Source organism: Serratia sp. CY27727, assembly GCF_052169275.1.
Lineage (GTDB): Bacteria > Pseudomonadota > Gammaproteobacteria > Enterobacterales > Enterobacteriaceae > Serratia > Serratia sarumanii.
The window spans coordinates 40256-56138 of the sequence record NZ_JBJNLB010000013.1 but is presented as its reverse complement, the minus strand read 5'-3'; the positions used below and the strand labels follow the sequence as shown (position 1 = coordinate 56138).

The 15883-nt window shown below is 60.9% G+C and carries 19 protein-coding genes; 6 read left to right on the top strand and 13 right to left on the bottom strand.

Translation table 11 applies throughout. The features are described 5' to 3' along the window. Positions 1-100 precede the first annotated feature (100 nt). The 4 genes from ACJ8HB_RS22315 to ACJ8HB_RS22300 all read right to left on the bottom strand — a co-directional run bounded on the left by ACJ8HB_RS22315 (position 101) and on the right by ACJ8HB_RS22300 (position 2428). Positions 101-1054: a FecR family protein gene (locus tag ACJ8HB_RS22315; protein ID WP_047569076.1), complete on the bottom strand. Its 954-nt coding sequence runs from the start codon at positions 1052-1054 to the stop codon at positions 101-103. Between the two features lie 76 nt (positions 1055-1130). Next, positions 1131-1631, bottom strand: a complete 501-nt coding sequence (locus ACJ8HB_RS22310) for an RNA polymerase sigma factor (protein WP_033653296.1) — start codon at positions 1629-1631, stop codon at positions 1131-1133. Between the two features lie 144 nt (positions 1632-1775). Next, complete coding sequence (locus tag ACJ8HB_RS22305) at positions 1776-1976, bottom strand: YaiA family protein (RefSeq protein ID WP_004940491.1); 201 nt, start codon at positions 1974-1976, stop codon at positions 1776-1778. A 47-nt stretch (positions 1977-2023) separates the two neighbouring features. Then, a complete protein-coding gene (locus tag ACJ8HB_RS22300; protein ID WP_033637262.1) occupies positions 2024-2428 on the bottom strand; it encodes a nuclear transport factor 2 family protein in 405 nt (134 codons plus the stop codon). Positions 2429-2524: 96 nt separating this feature from the next. Between ACJ8HB_RS22300 and ACJ8HB_RS22295 the strand changes: the two genes are divergently transcribed. Then, the gene (locus ACJ8HB_RS22295) at positions 2525-3268 is read left to right on the top strand and encodes a helix-turn-helix domain-containing protein (protein ID WP_033637261.1); all 744 of its coding nucleotides are present in this window, start codon (positions 2525-2527) and stop codon (positions 3266-3268) included. A gap of 36 nt (positions 3269-3304) precedes the next feature. Here ACJ8HB_RS22295 and aroL read toward each other — a convergent pair whose 3' ends face one another. From aroL to ACJ8HB_RS22275, 4 genes are all read right to left on the bottom strand, one after another. Beyond that, positions 3305-3829, bottom strand: coding sequence for a shikimate kinase AroL (gene aroL / locus ACJ8HB_RS22290; protein ID WP_033637260.1), 525 nt, complete (start codon positions 3827-3829; stop codon positions 3305-3307). Positions 3830-3938: 109 nt separating this feature from the next. Then, positions 3939-4457 (bottom strand): GNAT family N-acetyltransferase, encoded by a 519-nt coding sequence (locus ACJ8HB_RS22285; protein ID WP_047569079.1) that lies wholly within the window; start codon positions 4455-4457, stop codon positions 3939-3941. A 53-nt stretch (positions 4458-4510) separates the two neighbouring features. Then, complete coding sequence (locus ACJ8HB_RS22280; RefSeq protein WP_047569082.1) at positions 4511-6634, bottom strand: TonB-dependent siderophore receptor; 2124 nt, start codon at positions 6632-6634, stop codon at positions 4511-4513. Then, positions 6627-7742: an ABC transporter substrate-binding protein gene (locus ACJ8HB_RS22275; protein WP_047569084.1), complete on the bottom strand. Its 1116-nt coding sequence runs from the start codon at positions 7740-7742 to the stop codon at positions 6627-6629. Before ACJ8HB_RS22275 ends, ACJ8HB_RS22280 begins: the two co-directional genes overlap by 8 nt. Positions 7743-7958: 216 nt before the next feature. On the opposite strand from ACJ8HB_RS22275, the gene ACJ8HB_RS22270 reads away from it, so the two are divergent. Continuing rightward, positions 7959-8420 carry a GNAT family N-acetyltransferase gene (locus tag ACJ8HB_RS22270; protein ID WP_033637256.1) on the top strand — a complete coding sequence of 154 codons (462 nt, stop codon included), beginning with the start codon at positions 7959-7961 and terminating at the stop codon, positions 8418-8420. Here ACJ8HB_RS22270 and ACJ8HB_RS22265 read toward each other — a convergent pair whose 3' ends face one another. From ACJ8HB_RS22265 to ACJ8HB_RS22255, 3 genes are all read right to left on the bottom strand, one after another. Further along, the gene (locus ACJ8HB_RS22265; RefSeq protein WP_047569086.1) at positions 8421-8978 is read right to left on the bottom strand and encodes a class I SAM-dependent methyltransferase; all 558 of its coding nucleotides are present in this window, start codon (positions 8976-8978) and stop codon (positions 8421-8423) included. It abuts the gene before it with no gap. A 243-nt stretch (positions 8979-9221) separates the two neighbouring features. Further along, positions 9222-9506, bottom strand: a complete 285-nt coding sequence (locus ACJ8HB_RS22260; RefSeq protein ID WP_033647361.1) for a YdgH/BhsA/McbA-like domain containing protein — start codon at positions 9504-9506, stop codon at positions 9222-9224. Between the two features lie 371 nt (positions 9507-9877). Beyond that, entirely contained in the window at positions 9878-11239 is a 1362-nt protein-coding gene (locus ACJ8HB_RS22255) for an esterase-like activity of phytase family protein (protein ID WP_043146679.1), read from the bottom strand. A 426-nt stretch (positions 11240-11665) separates the two neighbouring features. Here ACJ8HB_RS22255 and aqpZ point away from each other — a divergent pair, with 426 nt between their 5' ends. Further along, on the top strand, positions 11666-12361 hold the full coding sequence (aqpZ, locus tag ACJ8HB_RS22250; RefSeq protein ID WP_025301712.1) for an aquaporin Z: 696 nt from the start codon (positions 11666-11668) through the stop codon (positions 12359-12361). Between the two features lie 57 nt (positions 12362-12418). Here the strand turns inward: aqpZ and ACJ8HB_RS22245 are convergent, their stop codons facing one another. After that, positions 12419-13189 carry a class I SAM-dependent methyltransferase gene (locus ACJ8HB_RS22245; protein WP_033647366.1) on the bottom strand — a complete coding sequence of 257 codons (771 nt, stop codon included), beginning with the start codon at positions 13187-13189 and terminating at the stop codon, positions 12419-12421. A gap of 117 nt (positions 13190-13306) precedes the next feature. Between ACJ8HB_RS22245 and ACJ8HB_RS22240 the strand changes: the two genes are divergently transcribed. The 3 genes from ACJ8HB_RS22240 to ACJ8HB_RS22230 all read left to right on the top strand — a co-directional run bounded on the left by ACJ8HB_RS22240 (position 13307) and on the right by ACJ8HB_RS22230 (position 15608). Continuing rightward, positions 13307-14092, top strand: a complete 786-nt coding sequence (locus tag ACJ8HB_RS22240) for a helix-turn-helix transcriptional regulator (protein ID WP_047569090.1) — start codon at positions 13307-13309, stop codon at positions 14090-14092. Between the two features lie 124 nt (positions 14093-14216). Then, on the top strand, positions 14217-14963 hold the full coding sequence (locus tag ACJ8HB_RS22235) for a DUF2076 domain-containing protein (RefSeq protein ID WP_033637249.1): 747 nt from the start codon (positions 14217-14219) through the stop codon (positions 14961-14963). Between the two features lie 96 nt (positions 14964-15059). After that, entirely contained in the window at positions 15060-15608 is a 549-nt protein-coding gene (locus ACJ8HB_RS22230) for a GNAT family N-acetyltransferase (protein WP_047569093.1), read from the top strand. Here ACJ8HB_RS22230 and ACJ8HB_RS22225 read toward each other — a convergent pair. Further along, positions 15599-15850 carry a hypothetical protein gene (locus ACJ8HB_RS22225; protein WP_033637247.1) on the bottom strand — a complete coding sequence of 84 codons (252 nt, stop codon included), beginning with the start codon at positions 15848-15850 and terminating at the stop codon, positions 15599-15601. The genes ACJ8HB_RS22230 and ACJ8HB_RS22225 overlap by 10 nt on opposite strands. Between the last annotated feature and the right edge of the window lie 33 nt (positions 15851-15883).

Below are 15883 nucleotides of genomic sequence, written 5' to 3'. Positions count from 1 at the left end.
GTTTAAACATAAGGACGTTCCGGGAGGCAAAAACCCGTAAAGATTTTTTACAGAAAGTGAAAATAGCGGCGAAACGGGCATCCCGGCCCGCCTGCGCCGCTCAGTAAAGCAGCGTGATGCCGGGGAGATTCAGTTGGCGGGCGGAGAGTTCCTGACGAATGGCGCCGACGCCATCGTCGAGCTTATTGAGCGCAAACACGCCGCTCACCGTGCGCGCTCTTAGCGCGGGATTGACCGCCACGATGCGGGTCGCGCGATAGCGGTTGAGCTGCGAGAGCGCCTGCGGCAGCGGTTGGCGGTCGATCACCAGCCAGCCGCGCCGCCAGGCGTCATCGCCGGCCGTTTGCCGCGTCAGCTGCAGCTGCCCGTTGCGGTAATGCGCCGCCTGGCGTTGCGCGACCACCAACGAGCGCTCGCCGCGCTCAAGCGTCACCCGCACGCTGTGCTGATGCACGCTGATGTCCACGCCCCGTTCAGTGCGCGCCACGCTGAACTCGGTGCCCAGCGCCTGGGTGACGCCGTTTTCCGCCTCCACCCTGAATGGGCGGCTTTCCGCCCCACCTAACGGCGCGACGATAAAATAGGCGGCGCCGCTCAGCAGCCGCACCTTGCGTTCGCCTGCGGAATACGCCAGTGCGATCGCGCTGCCGCTGTCCAGCGCCACCCGGCTGCCGTCCGGCAATGCCACTTCGCGCACCTCGCCGCGAACGGTTTGATAATCCGCCTGCATGCCGATCCACAGATCCGGCCCGCGATAAACGCCGAAGGAAACGGCGATCGCCACCGCCGCCGCCACCGCCCAGCGGGGCCATCGATGGCGAGATGGCGTTTTCAGCGCCGCCACCTGCGGTTGTAACGCCTGCCGCTGCTCTGGCGGCAGTTGCCCCAGCGTCGTCCACAGCAGGCGAGCCTGACGCAGCGCCGCCGGATGCTGCGGATCGGCGGCCAGCCAGGCGTCCAGCGCTCGCCGCCGATCGGCCGGCAGCGCCCCTTCGGCCAGGCTCACGGCCCAGGCGGCCGCCTGCTGTCGCGCCTGTGCGGTTAGCGGTTTCATAATGGCATAGACCTCTGTTTTTTCTGGTTATAGGTTAAGACGTCTGAGCGCGGATAAACCCGTAAAAAAATTGCCATTATTGTTCTTCCATCCGCGCCATCAGCCGCTCGAGCGCGCTGGCCAAGTGTTTTTCCACCGTGCTGAGCGACACGCCCAGCTGCGCCGCCACCTGCGCCTGGGTCAGGCCATCGAGCCGGTTAAGGCGGAAAATCTGCTGCGTGCGCGGCGGCATGTCCGCCAGCGCCTGTTGCAACAGCTGCAGCAATTGGCTATCGATCGCCAGTTGTTCAAGCGCCGGTTCACCGGAGGGATACTGCGCCAGAACGTCGTCTTCGACCGCTTCGGTCTGCCGCCGCTGTTGCTGGCGCAGATGGTCGAGCATCAGGTTTTTGGCGGTTTTGTACAGGTAGGCCTCGATATCGAGAATATTACCCTGCGGATACTGCTCGGTCAGGCGGGTAAAACTTTCCTGCGCCAAGTCCGCAGCCAGCTGAGGGTCGCGCAGTTTGGCGTTCAAATAGGCTTGCAGCGGCCGCATATGGCGCAGAAACAGCGCCTGCAACTCGGAATTGGACATCTCTTTTCCCAGAAGTGAAACACCCAATAGGGGCGATAAAAATCACATAAATGATTATCATTATCAATATTGTTCTGGGAAATATGTGCTAAGGCGGGGATAAACGGGAAACCGGCCTAGCGCCGGTTTCCGCTGGGCTGCAGGTCAGAGCTCTAACGCCTCGTCCTCATAGCGATGCTTGGCGTCGAGCGCTTCCTGCTCGGTTTCATGTTCACTGAGCAGCGTATTCGGCTCAATGTCGTCGGTGCGCACTTCAAAACGGCGCAGATGCAGGTTCGGGTCGCCCCGAAACACCTCTACGACGCGGGCGCTCCGTGGATAAGCAGGTTGATCATTTTCGCGCATGCCGTTCTCCCGTGTGTTTCACACAGTAGCAAGTATAGCAGCCGCCCTCATTCCGACACGCGCGAGCCAAGATCGCGATCGCCGGGCACGCCCGCCAGCAGCTCGGTCAGTTCATCGCAGGCGCAAATGCGGCCCTCACGCACGGTGAAGTGCGCCAGCACCCGCACGCGGCTGCAGGAGCCGTCGCGCTTTTCCACCTCGACCAGATGATGGGTCAGCACCGCCTCGCCCCGCTCCGCCGCCGCGATCACGCTCAGCGTCATGCGGCGAGTTTGCCGCTTCAGCAGCGCCATGTGTTGCTCAAACTGCTCGAAGTTCAGCACCTTGCCATCCACCTGCTGGCGGTAGTCTGCGCTGAAACGGGCGGCGAGCTGCGTTGGCCGGTGCTCCGGGCTGGCGACGACCTGCTGCAGCGTATCGAGCACCAGGTTCAGTGGGGTAAGTTGAGTCATCAGGTTTCTCCGAAATAGGGTGAACGGCGATCCTATCCCGACCAGGCGATGGCATAATAACCACATCAAGACTTTAAATAACGTTAAACGGCCAATATGACGCAGATCCGCAGCCAACGCCTTCAGCATGAAAAAAAGCACCTGACGCCCTGGCACCGGCACGAAGGCGGCCAGATCTATCTCTTGACGCGCGGCATGCTGGCAATGGAGCTCCCGGGCCGGCAATGGGCGATCACCGGCGGTACGCTGGGCTGGCTGCCGCCGGGATGCGCCCATCAGGCGCTGGCCTGCGGCGACGTGGCGGGCTGGAGTCTGTATCTGCCGGTGGAAAGCGTGCCGGAGATGCCGCCGCTGCCGCAGCTGTTTACGGCCTCTGCGCTGTTGCAGGCCCTGGTGGAGCGCATCGCGCAGTTCCCCGCCGGCCCGCTGAGTGCGCCGCAACGGCGGCTGCTGCAGGTGCTGCTGGACGAAATGCACGCGGCAAGCCGCGCGCCGTTACAATTGCCGCTGCCGCAGGACGCCCGGTTGCTGAACATCGCCCGGGCGCTGCTGAACGATCCCGCCAGCCCGCGCAGCCAGCGCGACTGGGCCATTTGGGCCGGGCTCAGCCCGCGCACCCTGAGCCGCCGCTTTCTGCAGGAAACCGGCATCAGCTTCGCGCTGTGGCGCCAGCAGGCGCGGGTATTGCGTTCACTGGAGGGATTATCACGCGGCAAAGCGGTCGGCGAGGTGGCCGACGCCTGTGGCTATGACAACGTCAGCGCCTATATCGCCGCCTTTCGTCGCCGCTTCGGCGTTACGCCCGGGGCGTACTTTGCGCCGGCTCGGCAAACGGAATAGGAAAACGGGCGCCCGGCGCCCGAAGAGAAGAAAGGGTTACTTCACCGTCTCACGCGGCAACACCGCGAGGATTTGTTCCACCACCCGCTGCGGATCGGCGGCGCCGTCTATCACGTAATGCGCGGCGTCCTGATACAGCGCTTCGCGCGCCGCCAGCACCTCGAGCATCTCCTCGGCGATCGGTCTGCCGGTGAGCGTCGGGCGCTGCGCATCTTCCGGGTACTCTTCCAACCGCTGCGCCAACACGCTGGCCGGCGCGCGCAGGTAGATAACGGTGCCATGCTGGCGCATAAACTGGCGGTTCTCCTCCGCCAGGATCGCCCCGCCGCCGGTGGCAACTATAGTTGACGGCTTGGTCACGGTTTGCAACGCGATGGTCTCGCGGCGGCGGAACCCCAGCCAGCCCTCGCGCTCGACCATTTCCGCCACGCTCATCTGCGCCGCCTGCTGCATAAACAGATCGGTATCGACGAACTGATAGCCCAACGCCAACGCCAATGCGCTGCCTACCGTGGTCTTGCCGGCTCCGCGAGCGCCTATCATGAACAGGGTTTGTGTCATTACGGGTTGTCCCTTATGCGGTGACTTGAGTGCATTGCATACCAAAATACCGAGCGGGTGCGATGGCGTGGTGGCAGCATCATACCCTGCCCGCTCTGTATTTCAATATTTACGATAGTGTAAATTCCATGGCACAGCGACTGCCTGCGGCAAAGCCGTGCGCCAGATCCTCATCCAGGTGCCGCCGCAGAGCGGCCGTGAGCCGCGCGTCGTCGAGCGGCCGGAATCCCAGCCGCCGGTAGTAAGGCGCATTCCACGGCACCTCAATGAAGGTGGTGAGCGTCAGGCGGCCCGCGCCCTGCCGTTTGGCCTCTTGCGCCACCGCGCCGATCAGGCGACGGCCGATGCCCTGCCGCTGCCAGGTGCCGGCGACCGACAATTCGGCGATGTGCCAATCTTCCCCCTGAGCCTGCACGGCGATAAAACCGGCGCACTCGCCGTTGTCGCTTTCCGCCAGCCATTCACGGCGCTCGGCGATAAATGCGGCATGCTGCTGCGGGGCCATCACCTCGCCTTCGGCGATAAAGCGCCATTCCGGCTGCTGGCGAAACAGCTGCGCCGCCGAACGTTCAACCGCCATCAAGTGCACAATATCCCGCTGCTGCGCCAAACGAATCTGCAGGCTCATGGGTTCTCCTTAACGTTGGGGCGGTTATTTAAGCAAATTTCACCGCCCGTGGCTTAGAAATCGACACTGCCGCGCAGCACCACCTCACGCGGTTCCCCCACCGCCACGCGCAGGTTGCCGCCGCTGGACGGGTAGTAGGTTTTATCGAACAGGTTCTTCACGTTCAGCTGCCATTTCACCCGATAGCCGTTGATCGGCATGGTATAAGCGGCGAACGCATCGGCAACGGTGTAATTATCCAGGTAGAAGCTGTTGGCGGCGTCACCCGGGCGGCGGCCCACGTAACGCGCGCCGGCGCCGATGCGCACCTCATCGCCGCTGTACAGGCCCGGGCTGCCCAGATTCTGGGTCAGGAACAGCGAGGCGGTGTGGCGCGCCACGTTGGTCATCTCTTTCCCCTTGTTGTCCGGATCGTCCACCACCCGCGCGTCGGTATACGCATAGGAACCGATCAGGCTCAGCGAGTCGGTGAGATTGCCGGCCACGTCCAGCTCCACGCCCTGCGAACGCACGCGCCCGGCGGTGCGCGTCACGGTTTCGCCCTCCACCAGCTCATTGACCATCACGTTGCGCTTGGTGATGTCAAACAGCGCCAGCGTGCCGGTAACGCCGTTCGGCAGCGCCAGCTTGCCGCCGACTTCCCACGACTTGCCCTGCTCCGGCGGCAGCGAACCAATTTGGGTGGCGATGGAGGAGTTCGGCTTGAACGACTCGGTATAGCTGCTGTACAGCGACACATAAGGCGTCAGCTTGTAGACCACCCCGGCGCGCGGCACCAGCTTGCTGTCCGAGCTGTCGGTATTGGTCTGGAACGGCCGCCCCTTGCCGGCATAAACGTCGAAAGCGTCGTAACGCAGCCCGCCCATCACCAGCCATTTATCGGTCAGCTGGATGGAATCCTGCATAAACCAGCCGTAGCTGGTGAGGTTTTCCCGCTGGTCGCTGTCTTTGGCGCTGACCGCGGTTGACGGCGGCATCAGGCCGTATACCGGATGATAGATATTGAAATCGCTGTTCTTTTTACCGCGGATCATGTCGCCGCGGTAGGTACGGTTATCTTCAAAATCGAAGCCGAACAGCATCTGGTGGTTGATGCTGCCCCAGTCCACGTCGCCATTGAGCGTCAGCTGCACCGCGTTGGCGTGGCTGACGGCGTTGGCGGTCGCGTCGGCCTGGCGGCTCAATACGCCGCTCTCCGGGTTCAGCGCCGTGGCGCGCGCCTGGTTGTCGCTGTAGCTGTTGCGGCTGTAGGCGTAGGTCAGTGAGCTTTTCCAACGCTCGTTGAGCGTTTGATCAATCTGCAGGGTAACGCTGTCCTGATCGCCGCGGGTGGCGTTATAGGCTTCGTCGAAACGGCGATCGCGCGGCGTATTCACCGGTTTGCCGGTGCGCGAATCGATAATGGTGCCGCGATCGAACGGCACCAGATATTCCATATGTTCATAGGCCAAGCGCACGGTGGTGTTCTCGCCGTACCACATCAACGACGGCGCGATCACCGTCTGGCGATTGCGGCCAAAGTTGCGCCAGTAATCGGTTTCATCGTGATCGACGATCATGCGATAGGCGAACCCCGACGTGCCGAGCGGCCCGGTAACGTCAAGCTGGCCGCCGCCGCCGTTGAAGCTGCTGCCCCAGCCTTCCACGTGGGTATGCTGCTGCAGCTGGGGCTTTTTGGTGATCATGTTGATCATCCCGCCCGGCTCGCCCATGCCGTACAGCATCGAGGCCGGCCCCTTGAGCACCTCCACCCGCTCGGTGGTCGGCGTGAAATTGCGCGCCTGCACCGAGCGCACGCCGTCGCGCAGAATGGAGCCGTCGCGGTTGTCGCCGAAGCCGCGTTTCATGACCGCGTCCTGGGTGCCGCCCAGCGTGTTGGCCTGGGTAATGCCGCTGACGTTGTACAGCGCTTCGTCCAGGCTGCTGACCGCCTGATCGGTAATCACCTGCTGCGGCACCACGTCGATCGCCTGCGGCACGTTCAGCAGGCTGGTTTCGCTGCGGGTGCCGGTGACGCTGGTCAACGGCTGATAGCTCTGCACGCCGTCGGCGTCTTTGCGGCCAATCACCACCAGGCTTTCTTCTTTCGATGCGGCTTTTTCCGCCGCCCACGTCGGCGATGTCGCGCAGGCCGCCAAAGGCAACGCGCACCACCAGCCGCGCTTGTTGTTATTCATTATCTAACTGACTCCAATAGGTCCCTGAAAAAGGTAACGGCAAAAACTGCTGATACAGCTGTTGGAAGGTCTGCTGCGGGTTAATGTCGGCGAACAGATCCGGGTAAAACGCTTTGGCGAACATCTCGACCAGCACCACGTGGTACGGGCTGAGGTAAAAATTGTGCCAGACGCTCCAGGCGCGATGGTTTTTCACCGCCTGCAGGCTGGCCAGCATTGGCTGTTTGGCGATCAGCCGGCGGAAGCTATCGGCGGCGTCCTGTTGGCTGACCTGCGGCCCGAGGCGCAGATCGGACAGCCGCTTGCCCTGCGGGCCGGCCATGCCGGTCGCGAGGTAAACCTCGGGATTGGCGCTCAGAATGGTTTCCGGGTTCAGTTCGCCATACACCCCTTTGACGCTGGCGTTGGCGATGTTGTCGCCGCCGGCGAAGGTCAGCAGATCGCCGAGGTTGCCGTGCGCGGCGGTAGTGCAGCAGGTGTCGCGCCGCCCCAGATGCAGGTGCAGCATCACTTTGGGCTTCGGTCCCTGATAGCCCGCCAGCCGTTGCCGGATCACCGCCATATGCTGCTGATAAAACGCGATGAACTGCTCGGCGCGCTGCCGGCGATTGAGCACTTCGCCCAGCAGCCGCACGCTCGGCACGGTGTTGTTCAGCAAATCGATGCGCAGATCGACGTAGATCACCGCCACGCCGGCCTTGTTCAGCGCGGAAACCAGCAGATCGTTGTCGCCGTCTTCACGCGCGTAGCGCGCCAGGATCACCAGATCCGGCTTCAGCTGCAGCAGGCTTTCGATGTTAACCTGGCGGAAATTATTGCCGCTGATAATGGGGATCGCGGCGATCTGCGGGAATTTCTGCGTATAGAGCTGCCAGCTTTGCGCGTCGAACCGCGCCAGATCCGCCGGCCAGCCGACGATGCGCTGCGCCGGGTTGCCCGGCTCCAGCAGCGCCAGCGTATACAGCATGCGGCTCTCCCCCACCACGATGCGCTGCGGGTTGTCCGGCACCACGACCTGGCGGCCGGTGATATCGGTCACCGTCTTCGCCTGAGCGGAAAACACGCCAAAGCACAGGGAAAGCAGCAGTAAAATGAGGGAATTGCGCATGATTGAACCGACACGGGGAATAGTGTGCGCATGATAATCACTCTCATTAGCACTTGCAATCCTGCGCCGCAATTGCCAAAAGAAATCCGGGAAACGGCGCCGGGGGCGCGCCGAAACACCGCGAAACCGCTGAAAGAGCGGCTTTAAAAAGTTAAAAAAATGGCGGAAAAGTCGGTTAAATAGAACGGAGAAACAGCAAAAAATCGGGAGATCACCATGACTCAACGCATCATTCCGCTGTCGGAGTGCCCGCAGTTTGCCGATGTGTGCGCCGCCTGGGCCTTCGGCCAGTGGGGCTCACAGCGCGGCGGAACGCTGGAGCGCACCCAGCTGCGCTTCGCCCAATGCAGCCGGCCGAGCGACGATCACCTGACGTTGATGATGATCGATGGCGATCGCCCGGTGGGCATGGCCAGCCTGTGGCCCAGCGACGATCATCAGCGCCAGGATCTCACCCCGTGGCTGGCCGGCGTTTTCGTGCATCCCGATCACCGCCGCAAGGGCATCGCCCACCGTCTGGAAATGGCCATCGTCGAGGCGGCGCGGCAGCGCCATCACTCGGTCTTGCATCTCATCACCGATAAATCGGAAGCGCTGTACGCCGGCTGGGGTTGGCATCCCCTTGAGCGCCGCCGGCAGCATGACGAAGACGTGGTGGTGATGGAGAAAACGCTGTAGCTAACGCGGCGTACAGACATACACCAGCGCCGGCGGGAAGTTGCGCACCACCCGCAGGCGCTTCCAGTGAAAATAGCGCGACAGCAATTTTTCCGACAGGGGACTGTATTGGAACAGCACCAGCGTGCCGTTGCGCGCCAGCAGCCGTTGCCGGGCCTGCTGAAGAATGCGCACGCTGATCCTGACCGGGATCGACAGCAGCGGCAGGCAGGAAAACACCACGTCGTAATCCGTGGCCATCCGGGTTGCCGAATGGGCCATCACCTGCAGCCGCCGATCGTCAATTCCGCGCAGCCGATGCACAAAATGGGGTTGGATCTCGAAAGCCTCCAGCGCCGCATCGGCGCGCATCCGCCCCAGAATGCGTTTGGTCAGTACGCCGTCCGCCGCGCCCAGCTCCGCGATCGACAACGCCCGGGTCCATTCAATCTGGTTCAACATCGCCTGGCACAGCCACGGAGAAGAAGGCGCCAGCGTGCCGACGGTGCGCGGCGAAGCCATAAATTGCTGCAGGTAAGCGAAGTGATTCATCAGTTGCAGCCGGGTCGCATTTAACATTGAGGCCTCCTTGGGTTAAGCCCTCAATGTGAGCCGAATTTCTTAAGTAATCATTAACATGATTCCGAAAGCGGCGGACACAGTTGTAAAAAAATGCAACCTCAGCCGCGGTGGAAAAAGAAAAACGGTCGTAATAATGATCTGAAAATAAGCCGCTATGCCCCCGGCTATTCAGATAATTATTACGACCGTTTATTTTATTGACCGCACTGCCGCGGCCAGAGGGTGAAAAAAAACCAACGCTTAGCGATAAATTTCCGCATTGCCGCGCCAGTTGCTGGAATCCCCGGGGGTATCCAGACCGATAATACGGTAATGGCTGGCGCCGTCCGCCGCGGCTTTTTCTTTCAGGGCGGTGATGGCGTCATGCGGTGAGCCGCTAATGCCGGAAACCGACACTACGCCGACGCTTTGCAGATTGGCGGCCTGCTCGCTGTTGACCTGTTTCACCGACGACAGCGGCGCGGCGAAAGTGGAGAAGGAAGCGGCGGCGATCAATACGGCTGCGATGCTTGGGATAAGTTTCATGATTGACTCCAGGTGTTCTTGTTTATTAGCTCGTTGTCAGTGATGTTAATTATCCGCTAGCCAATGAAAACGGACGTCACGCAACGTAAAGAACATCAATCATTGTGAGGAGAATAAGGAGGAAGTGAGAACGAGTATGTATTTTCAGGCAGGAATGACTTTACAGGCTTCACCTTACCCCTATTTGGTGAACAATTAAAGACAGGACGAAAGAAAGAACGCGCGCCGCCGCTATTTAAGATTTTTTACCCGCCGAGGCGCGCTGAGCTACGCTGATTTTGGCGATGTGGGAGAGCATCTCGCGCGGCAGAACGCCGCAGCGGCACGCGGAAGCCTGAAGCAAAAGGGGGCGCTATCGCCCCCGATATCGGTCACTTCAAGGGGTGCGGCAAGGTGAGCACCCAGAGCTCGCTCAGCGACTCCGGCTGCTCCAGCGGGCGCAATTCGATGCGGGCGTCGGTCTTGTCGCCGTCGAGGCTCAACCGCCCTTCTTTCTCCAGCTGGTAGTCGCCGATTTTCTTGCTCTTTGGCGACGCATCCACCAGCTTGGCCTGCAAGCCGAAATCGTTGTCGTTGATCACCGCCAGCGTGCGATCGTCGATCAGCGCCAACCCTTCGGCTTTCTCCTGGCGCCAGCCCAACTGGCGCAGATCCGCCACTTCCCGTTTCTGCGCCAGCTTCACGCCGCGTTTGGCGAGCTCTTTCGCATCGTCGAACTCCAGCGCTTTCCCCTGGTCGTCAAACGCGCTCAGATCGCTGGCCTGCGCGAGATCCACCAAATAGATCTTGTTGATCATTGTTTTATCTTTATCGCTTCCCTGTTCAATCAACAGGACGCGCTGGTTGTCCAACGCCACCACATCGCCAATCTTGGCGTCTTTGGCTTTTTTATAGCTGTCGATATCGATGGGATAGCCGTACATGGCGGTTTTGCCACTGCGCGGATCGAAGCTCACCAGCCGGATAAACTGCGCCTTGTTTTTACTTTTGCCCTCGACATCCAGCGTGCTCTGCACCGCCGCCAGAATGCGCCCATCCGGCATTCGGGTCAGCCCCTCAAAACCGCGGTTGGGCTGGCGCCACTTCAGGATGTTCGGTAAACCGCTCGCCACCGCCTGCTCGCCGGCCTGCGGCGTTGGGCCGTATTTGGCGAGAATTTTGCCTTTGCCGTCGACATGGATCAGAAACGGGCCGTACTCGTCACACAGCCAATAGCCGCCGTTGCCGTCACCGATGATGCCTTCGGTATCCAACCCGCGGCGATCGCCGGACAGCGGTTGCAGCGCGTCATTCAACGCCACTTCGTTCGTGGAACCAATCAGCTCGCCCGGCAGCGGCAGCCCGCTGATCGGCCCTTTTTCGTCATGCAAGGGCCGCGCATTCTCGGCCACGGCCTTGCCGCCGCCAATACGAATGTCCATCAACAGGGGCACGAATTGCGGATTGGCGAAAATCTTGGCTTCTTGCTTGCCCACCGCAGGGGCATCGGCATTCGGGCCGCGATCGGTCAGCGTCGTCAGCACCAGATCGTCGCCCTGCTTGCTGTTGAACGTCAGCCCTGAGCCGATCCCCACCGGTAGCCCCTGCGGGAAATTCTTGGCGAACGCCCCCTGATACGCGACGCGTTCCCCGCCGGGAAAGCCGACCACATAACGCGCCACCTCAATGTCGGCAGCGTAGGTGAATACAGGAAACAGTGAAGCCAACAGCAGGGAGAGCGATTTTATTTTCATGATTTTTACCCGAGGTTGAATGAAGCGTTATCAGGCAGAAGAAGATATTAATTTAGCATGACACTTAGATGACAACAGGCCATTCGTCAAATGCACAATCGGTAATAAAGTTGGCTGGCAAATAGAAATTAGCAATTAACCTGAGCGTATTGAATGGGGAAAACCGCTGGAAAAAATCGCCCGAAAATAGCGTGCCATTTCGCTTAGGGTAAATTCTTATGGCAAAGATAAAAAAATCGGCAAACGCGCGCCGGCACGGGAAAAAACGGCGTTTTTCTCATAGACAAAATAAAATGCCGAGGATTTAATACCGCCGTTATTCAAGGTGCATTAAGAAAATTCTATAGAATATCTGCATGAACTGAAAAAGCTGTTCTATAGTTTTTAGTGCTAACGCCCGTTAGTCAATTCCGCAGGATGGAATCTATGTCAAAGCGACTTTTTGCCGAATTTTTTGGCACATTTTGGTTGGTGTTTGGTGGTTGTGGTAGCGCAGTATTAGCAGCGGCATTCCCACAGCTGGGTATTGGTTTCCTCGGCGTTGCGCTCGCTTTCGGTCTGACCGTGGTGACGATGGCCTATGCCGTCGGCCATATTTCCGGCGGGCACTTTAACCCGGCGATCACCGTCGGCTTATTCGCCGGCGGCCGTTTCGCGGCGAAAGACGTGATCCCTTACGTGATCGCTCAGGTGATCGGCGGTATCGCCGCAGCGGCGGTGCTGTATTTGATCGCCAGCGGCAAAGCCGGTTTCGACGCCACCGCAGGCGGTTTCGCCTCCAACGGTTACGGCGAACACTCTCCGGGCGGTTACTCTCTGCAATCAGCAATCGTGATTGAGCTGGTGCTGACCGCCTTCTTCCTGATCGTTATTCATGGCGTGACCGACAAACGCGCGCCGGCAGGCTTCGCCCCGCTGGCGATCGGCCTGACGCTGACTCTGATCCACCTGATCAGCATCCCGGTGACCAACACCTCCGTCAACCCGGCGCGCAGCACCGGCGTAGCGATCTTCCAGGGCACCTGGGCGCTGCAGCAGCTGTGGGTCTTCTGGCTGGTGCCGCTGGTCGGCGGCATTATCGGCGGCCTTATCTACCGCTGCCTGCTGGAAGATAAAAAATAAGCGCATCGCAGCCGATAGCGTTTCGCGGGGCAGCCTTCATCGGCTGCCCCGTTGCTTTCAGCCCTTCGTCACTTCAAACATCATGATATCGCTGGTAAAGGTGCCGTCCGGCTGAATGGCGAAATGCGCCGCCACCTCCTGCGACACGCTTTGCTGCAGCGCGCGGATCGCGGTAACGAAATGCGCCGGCGTGCGCATACGCGCCACCCAACTGCCAAACTCCAGCATCAACCGATCCGACGTCACCTCGCGCACCACCAGCCCGGCTTCGGTCAGCAACGTCAGCCACTCGCCCGGCGCATAGTTGCGCACGTGTGAGGTGTCGCGCAGCACTTCCACGGTTTGCAGATAGATATCCAACAGCGGATGCCCCGGCGAGACCACGTCCATAAAGATCGCTCTGCCGCCCGGCTTGAGTACCCGCCTGACCTCACGCAGCGCCTGGCCGACGTCGTGCCAGTGGTGCGCCGAATAGCGGCTGATGACCAGATCGAAGCCGGCGTCCTCAAACGGCAAAGACTCCGCCACGCCCTGCTGCAGCTGAATGTTGTTCAGGCCTTTTTCCGCCGCCGCCTGCTCCACCACCGCCAGCATCTGCGCCGACAGATCGTAGGCCACCACCTGCGCTACCCTGGCCGCCGCCGTGAAGCTGGCATGCCCGGCGCCGCAGCCCAGATCGAGCAGACGCGCGCCGGCATGCGGTTCCAGTAACTGTGCAAGGCGCTGCAAATCCTTGCCCTGCGCGTGTACCGCGCTGGTTAAGTAGGCGTTGGCCTGCTCGCCGAACTGCCGGTCTACCGCGTTTTTATGGCTGTTGCTGATGCTCATGTTTGCTCCCGTTATTATCCGGCTTGCGCCTGTGCCTGAAGACTTTCGGCTACTATAATCAGGCTACTATACGGGTACAATATGAGCAGTTATCCTGGTATAAATAGGTACCACGCTATGTCATCAGAAGCCTTATCCGGGCCAAAGGCCCTCGGCGCATTTCTGCGCGCACACCGCGAACGCATCACGCCGGAAATGCTCGGCCTGCCCAGTTCCTCACGCCGCCGCACCAGCGGCCTGCGGCGCGAAGAGCTGGCGCAAATCAGCGGCATCAGCGCCACCTGGTATACCTGGATCGAACAGGGGCGCGAGGTGTCCATTTCCCCCTTCACGCTGGCGCGCATCGCCAAGGCGCTGCGGCTCGGCCCCGCCGAACGCCACTACCTGTTTACCCTGGCGCGCGTCGCCGACCCCGATCAGGAAACGCACCGCGAAACCGCCAATGACGCGGTGCTGCAAAGCGTGCACCAGATGACGGTGCCCTGTTACCTGCTGGACGTGACCTGGAACGTCGTCGCCTGGAACCCGCAGGCAGCGGCGCTGTTCAGCGGCTGGCTGGATGTGGCCAACAGCCCCAACCTACTGCACTTCATGTTCTTCCACCCGCTGGCGAAAACGCTGGTCAGCGATTGGGAAGAGCGCGCTCGCCGCGTGGTGGCCGAATTCCGCGCCGAAACCAGCCACCATCAAAACACCGAAGAGATGCGCGCCTTCGTGCGCAACATGACGCACAACAGCGCGGACTTTAATCACTGGTGGAAACAGCATGACGTGATGGCGCGCGAAGGCGGCGAGCGCGCGTTCGAGCACCCTCAGCAAGGCGCGCTGCGCTATCGCCAGCTCACCTTCCACCCGGCGGAGCACGGCGGCCTGAAGCTGGTGATGCTGATCCCGCTGCCGTAATTGGTAACAAATTCATAGACAGGTTTACCCGTCATTATTTATTGGTTCATGTAAACGCGCTAGGGTGATTGTTACCGATGACAACGATCATCCAGCACCGTTATTTATCTCCCGAGGTACGCCTATGCAATCCGAAGAACAACGCCTTATCGATGGTCTGTTTGGCCGCCTGAAAGAAGCCGAGACCAAGACGGGCCCACGGGATCTCCAGGCAGAACAGCAAATCAATCAGCATATTCGCGAGCAGCCTTCCGCCCCTTATTACATGGCGCAGGCGATGATCATTCAGGAAGCGGCGCTCAAGCAGATGGACCAGCGGGTCAAAGAGCTGGAAGCCCAGGTTGCGCAGCTGCAGCAAACCGCCAACGGCCAACAGAGCAGCGGCGGTTTCCTGGCCGGCCTGTTCGGCGGCGGCAGCCGCAATACGCCAAGCCCGCGTGAACAGTATCAGGCGCAGCAGCAAAATACGGCGGCCTGGAACAACGCGCAGCAGGGGGGCTACGCGCAGCCGCAGCAGCCAGCCTACGCCCAACCGCAGCAGGCGGCGCCTTCACGCGCCGGCGGCTTCCTGGGAGGCGCCTTGCAAACGGCGGCGGGCGTCGCCGGCGGCGTGGTATTGGCCGACATGCTGACCGGCATGTTCCGCCATTCGCAGCCGCAGGAAATCGTGAACATTATCGAAGAAACCCCGGCGCCGCTGGACGACAGCGCGATGCGCAATTTCGACGCCTCCAACAACCTTGATACCTTCAACAACGGCGACGGCGGCAGCTTCCTGAATCAGGACAACGGCTTCCAGAACGCCAACTACCAGGACGACCAGGACTACGCCGACGACGATTACAACGACGACGACGATTCCTTCCTGTAATGCCTCTCTCCCCCTCTCACCCGCAGAGGGGGGATTTCCCGTTTCGCCGATCTGGACTACAGTGAACGCTGTTCATTTATCCGGCCGGGAGAAACGATGCCGAGCTTTAATCCTTCAGCCCCGTACTTCAGCGAACGCCTGCAGATGCGGCCGCCGGTGATGGCGGACCTCGAACGTTTCTACGCCATCTTTGGCGATCCGCAAACCCAGCTCTTCAACCCCGCCGGCCCGCTCACCAGCGAGGCGCAGGCCGCTTCGGCGCTGCAGGAGCGGCTCGCCGGCTGGCGGCAACACGGCTACGGCTCCTGGGCGCTCGCCCTGCGCGAACGGCCGGATTGGGTTATCGGGTTTGGCGGGTTGTCCTGGAAACCGCTCGGCGCGCAGCGCACCGTGAACCTCGGCTATCGCTTCGACACCCGCGTCTGGGGCATGGGGCTGGCCACCGAGATGGCGTGGGCTTCACTGCAATACGGGTTTGTCGGGCTGGGGATGGGTGAGATTTCCGCCATTGTGCGCGCGGAGAATCAGGCTTCGTGGCGGGTGCTGGAAAAGATCGGCATGCAGCGTGTGGATACGCTGGATGACGTGCCCGGCGCGGCGCCGAGCCTGGTGTATACGCTAAAGCGCGGCGACTATCAGGGCTGATCGTCGCTGATTTTAGCCAACGCCATGCGGTAAGATTTGACCTTCTGACGCTTTTTCAGCCAGGTGGTGGTAGAGACGATGAACACCGCGCCCGACATCGCCAACACGCCGATCGGGTGGCCGTAAAACACCATCAAGGCAAAGTATACGGCGGAAACGATCGCCACCCACTTCGCCGTATTGCCCATGTCGTTCTTCTCCTGGGTCAAACGGCGGATGTGCTCTTCTTCACTGATTCCCATACGCGCTCCTTGTTGGCTGAACGTTCCATTATA